At 66.3% G+C, this 4,303-nt stretch carries 4 protein-coding genes; all 4 read left to right on the top strand.

The features are described 5' to 3' along the window. On the top strand, nt 1-426 hold a 426-nt coding region (locus tag DBR22_RS04920), incomplete at its 5' end, for a hypothetical protein (RefSeq protein WP_219928074.1). 83 nt (nt 427-509) lie between these two features. Continuing rightward, nucleotides 510-893 carry a hypothetical protein gene (locus tag DBR22_RS04915; RefSeq protein WP_108598052.1) on the top strand — a complete coding sequence of 128 codons (384 nt, stop codon included), beginning with the start codon at nt 510-512 and terminating at the stop codon, nt 891-893. Then, on the top strand, nt 886-2,925 hold the full coding sequence (locus tag DBR22_RS04910; RefSeq protein WP_108598051.1) for a matrixin family metalloprotease: 2,040 nt from the start codon (nt 886-888) through the stop codon (nt 2,923-2,925). Before DBR22_RS04915 ends, DBR22_RS04910 begins: the two co-directional genes overlap by 8 nt. Nucleotides 2,926-3,144: 219 nt before the next feature. Then, nucleotides 3,145-4,303 (top strand): S8 family peptidase (locus DBR22_RS04905; RefSeq protein WP_108598050.1); only part of this gene is annotated, 1,159 nt, incomplete at its 3' end.

Raw genomic sequence — 4,303 nt, 5'->3', positions numbered from 1 at the left:
GATCCACACAGCGTGGATCACCTGTTTCAGGAGGTCATCATGTCAGAGCCGTTCATTTACTTCAGCACGTACGCGGTGCGCGAAGGACACCTTGATGAGGCCCTCGATTCATGCCGCGACGTCGCGCGGCTTGTGGAGAGCCGCGAGCCCCGGATGCTGGTGTTCCACTTCTTCGCCGACGAATCGGGCCGGCAGATCACCTGCCTTCAGGTCCATGCCGAATCAGAGTCCATGGCCAACCACATGTCTCTGATCAGCGAGCATCTGGCGCGGTCAGGGTCGTGGCTCGAGTCCTTCAGCAATGCGGTCGCCCTGGGCGAGGCCCCGGCGGTCATGACGCAGTGGTATCAGGAGGCCGGCGAGCAACTGGCCCGGTTCCCCCGGCACGTCGCGGGCGTCACCAGGGTGGGGGCACCCGTCGGATGAGCTCACCGCCACGGCAGTAACGGTGCTGTAACGCACCGCTGATCCACTGGTACCTGTGTTCCCTCGCGTATAAGGACGGTGTTATGGGACAACCGTGGAGTTCCCTCCGGGTGGCAGGTGTGGCACTGGAGGTCCCGGCGCAGCTTGCACCCTCACATGAACGCGCCATCGAGGGCGGTGCTGCCGTCCTCGAGGGCGCCGGCATGCGCCTGACCGTGGACACGAGCCCCTTCGCCGACCCCCTCACCCGCTACGCGGACAAACCCGGCTACGAGCACTGGCAGGAAACCGTGGGCAGTGACACGGCGGACTTCGTCTCGTTCGAGGAGGAGGGCATCTGCACCGTCGCCGCCACTTTCCCCGGCCGCGCCACCGCCGTCGTCCATCTGTCCGCCGGCGAAGAACGGGGCACCGCCCTGCAGATCCTGCGAAGCATCCGAACAGATCAAGGAGAGTCCAATGACTGATGAGCAGTACCCCGCGGCCCCTTACCTCGCCGCCGTCGAAAACACCGCGCCGGGGGAACGGAATCCGGGCTTCAGCAAGGTGCAAAGTTACCTCGAGCGATTTGGCTACCTGGGGGAATCAACTCACAGGGAACTGGGCGTCCTGGACGATCCCACCGAAGGGGCCCTCAAGAATTTCCAGGAGTTCTTCCATCTGCCCGTCACCGGCGTGTTCGACGATGCCACCCGCGAAGCAATGATGCGGCCACGCTGCGGGCTGCCGGACATGCTTGCCGGTGACATCGCCTTTGCCACACAGTGCGCGTGGGCGGACCGGACACTGACTTATGCCTTCGACACCGGCACCGACGACGTCGCGGGCACGGCCGAGTTCGACGCCATCAGGCGGGCCATCCAGAGCTGGCAGGCGTTGGGCGGACTGACCTTCACTGAGGTGGCACTCGGCTCCAGCCCGGACATCCGCGTCGGATGGCGGCCGGCAGCGGACCCGGACCATTCGATGGTTGGCGGGGTCCTGGCCCACGCCGATTTCCCTCCCGGGTGCAGTGTCATCACCAATACCCTGCCCAAGCCGGTCCACTTTGACGACAGCGAGCATGTCTGGAGCGTGGGTGCCGCTGCCAGCGCCTTCGATATCGAGACGGTGGCCCTGCACGAATTCGGCCATATCGTCGGGCTGGCGCACTCCAGCGTGGCGAACGCCGTGATGGCCCCCACCGTGGCGTCAAACTCCACCAAGCGCGTCCTTACCCAGGACGACATCGACGGATTCCGGTCGCTGTACCCGGCCGCCCCGCAGGCTTGGTCCGGCTGGAACTCCCTGGGCGGTGTCATCACCTCCGACGTATCTGCGGGCAACAACAAGGACGGCCGGCTGGAGGCGTTCGCCCGGGGCACCGACGGCGCCGTATGGCACCGCTGGCAGACGGCACCCAACGGCAACTGGGCCGGCTGGCACTCCCTCGGCGGGGTCATCACCACCGACATCGCCGTGGCCAGCAACCAGGACGGACGCCTGGAAATCTTTGCCCGGGGCACTGACAACGCCCTCTGGAACAAATGGCAAACAGCACCGAACGGCACCTGGTCCGGCTGGAACTCCCTGGGCGGGGTCATCACCGGACCGCCAGCCGCCGGGCGCAACGCCGATGGCAGGCTCGAGGTTTTCGCCCGCGGGACCGACGGCGCCGTCTGGCACCGCTGGCAGACCGCACCGAACGGCACCTGGGCCGGCTGGCATTCCCTGGGCGGCGTGATCACCTCGGAGATCACGGTGGGCAAAAACAAGGACGGCCGCCTGGAGGTTTTCGCCCGCGGCACGGACAACGCCCTCTGGAACAAGTGGCAAACAGCACCCAATGGCACCTGGTCCGGCTGGAACTCCCTGGGCGGCCTCCTCACCTCCAACATCACCATCGGCAGCAACGCCGATGGCCGCCTCGAGGCCTTCGTGCGGGGCACCGACAATGCCCTGTGGCACAAGTGGCAAACGACACCAAACGGCACCTGGTCCGGCTGGCACTCCCTGGGCGGCCTCCTCACCTCCGACATCGCCGTCGGCAAGAACGCGAGCGGCCGGCTTGAGGCCTTTGTCCGGGGCACCGACAATGCCCTGTGGCACATGTGGCAGACGGCGCCTAACAGCGGATGGTCCGGCTGGCACTCCCTGGGCGGCCTCCTCACCTCCAACATCACCATCGGCAGCAACGCCGATGGCCGCCTGGAGGTCTTCGTCCGGGGCACCGACAATGCCCTGTGGCACAGGTGGCAGAACATGCCGTTCCTGACAGAGGAGTCAACCGGGGCTTCGGGTGCAGCGGCCATGGGCGGGGAGGCGGACATATCCTCCGAGGGCGGCGCCCCCGGAACGGCCGACATGCCGGCTGGCGCCATGGGCGGGAACGCGACGGAAAACGGCCAACAACGCCCGGCGGAGCCTGCCATGCCCGCAGGGACAATGGACGGCTCCACGAAGGCCGGGGAATCGGTTTCCGAGAAAATGCCCGCCGGGGGCATGAACGCAACAGTCTGACCAGACACGAGGCAGCACGTACGACGGCGGGCCCGCACAGCCGTCGTACGCCTCTGGTCAAGAATTCCTTGTCGACCGGTAACGCCGAAGTAACGCCGCCTGATGTAGATCTAGCACCATGTCGATGCGTCCGTCGGCAGAATTTTGATGCCCGTCGAACCTGCAGTCCACGCGCCACAGGTGTTTATCACAGCCGGGTAGAGGCCAAAGGAGCCCGAAATGTCTGAACGACTCAACCAGAACATCGTCATTCTGCGTGCCCCTGCGCCGCGCGCAACCCGCGACCCGTTCGACGGTCCGAACGCCCCCGGGCTCGAATCGGCCGTCCAGGGCGTCGCTGAACGCGCAGTGGGGATGACCGTGGAGAGGGACGAGAACCCCTCTAGCTCAACGATCAACGCGCTGCGGAACGATCCCACGGTCCTCAGCTTCGCGCCTACGATGCCAATGAAACTCATCGAACCCCTCGAGGCGGATGCGGCACCCGCCGCCGCTCCCGTGACGTGGGGTGTCAAGGCCGTAGGCGCAGACACCTCGCCTTTCACGGGCGCTGGAGTGACCGTCTCGGTCCTGGACACCGGCATCGACGCCGATCATCCGGCCTTCGCCGGCGTCGACCTGGTCACGAAGGACTTCACAGGTGCCGGCAGCGCCGAGGACGACAACGGCCACGGAACCCACTGCGCGGGCACGATTTTTGGCCGCGACCTGGGAGGCCAGCGGATCGGCGTCGCCCGCGGCGTCCAGAAAGCCCTGATCGGCAAGGTCCTTGGGGGCCCGAACGGCGGGGGCAGCGACACACTTGCCTCGGCAATGCTGTGGGCAGCAGACAACGGCGCCCACGTCATCTCCATGTCGCTGGGCATGGACTTCCCCGGCTGGGTGGACGAACTGGTCAGGGTGAACGGTCTGTCAATCCCGGCCGCCACCTCGATCGCCCTCGAAGGCTACCGCGCCAACGTCCGGCTGTTCGAACAGCTGGCCAACCTCCTCAACGCCCGCGCCTCAGTCGCCCAGACCACAATCGTCGTCGCGGCCGCCGGCAACGAAAGCGAACGCACCGGTAATCCCGCCTACGAGATCAATGTTGCCCCGCCGGCCGCGGCGTTTGGGGTCACGTCCGTGGCGGCTTTGGCCGACGGCGCCAGCGGACTCACCGTGGCACCCTTTTCCAACACAATGGCAACCGTCGCCGGTCCCGGCGTCGGGGTTTTCAGCGCCTGGCTCAACGGCGGCACCAAAACCATCAGCGGCACCAGCATGGCAACGCCACACGTCGCCGGAGTGACGGCGCTCTGGGCCGAACGGCTTCTTGCGCAGGGACCGCTGAGCCCGGTACTCCTCCAGGCCAAATTGATCGGTTCAGGAACATTCAAGC

This window comes from Arthrobacter sp. HMWF013 (assembly GCF_003061105.1).
Lineage (GTDB): Bacteria > Actinomycetota > Actinomycetes > Actinomycetales > Micrococcaceae > Arthrobacter.
Note: the sequence above shows the minus strand (reverse complement) of the source record. Positions and strands in the feature narration are given on the sequence as shown.

Excerpts from the sequence above, each read along its gene's own strand:
- DBR22_RS04915 (WP_108598052.1), top strand. The coding sequence starts at position 510 with ATGGGACAACCGTGGAGTTCCCTCCGGGTGGCAGGTGTGGCACTGGAG.
- DBR22_RS04910 (WP_108598051.1), top strand. The coding sequence starts at position 886 with ATGACTGATGAGCAGTACCCCGCGGCCCCTTACCTCGCCGCCGTCGAA.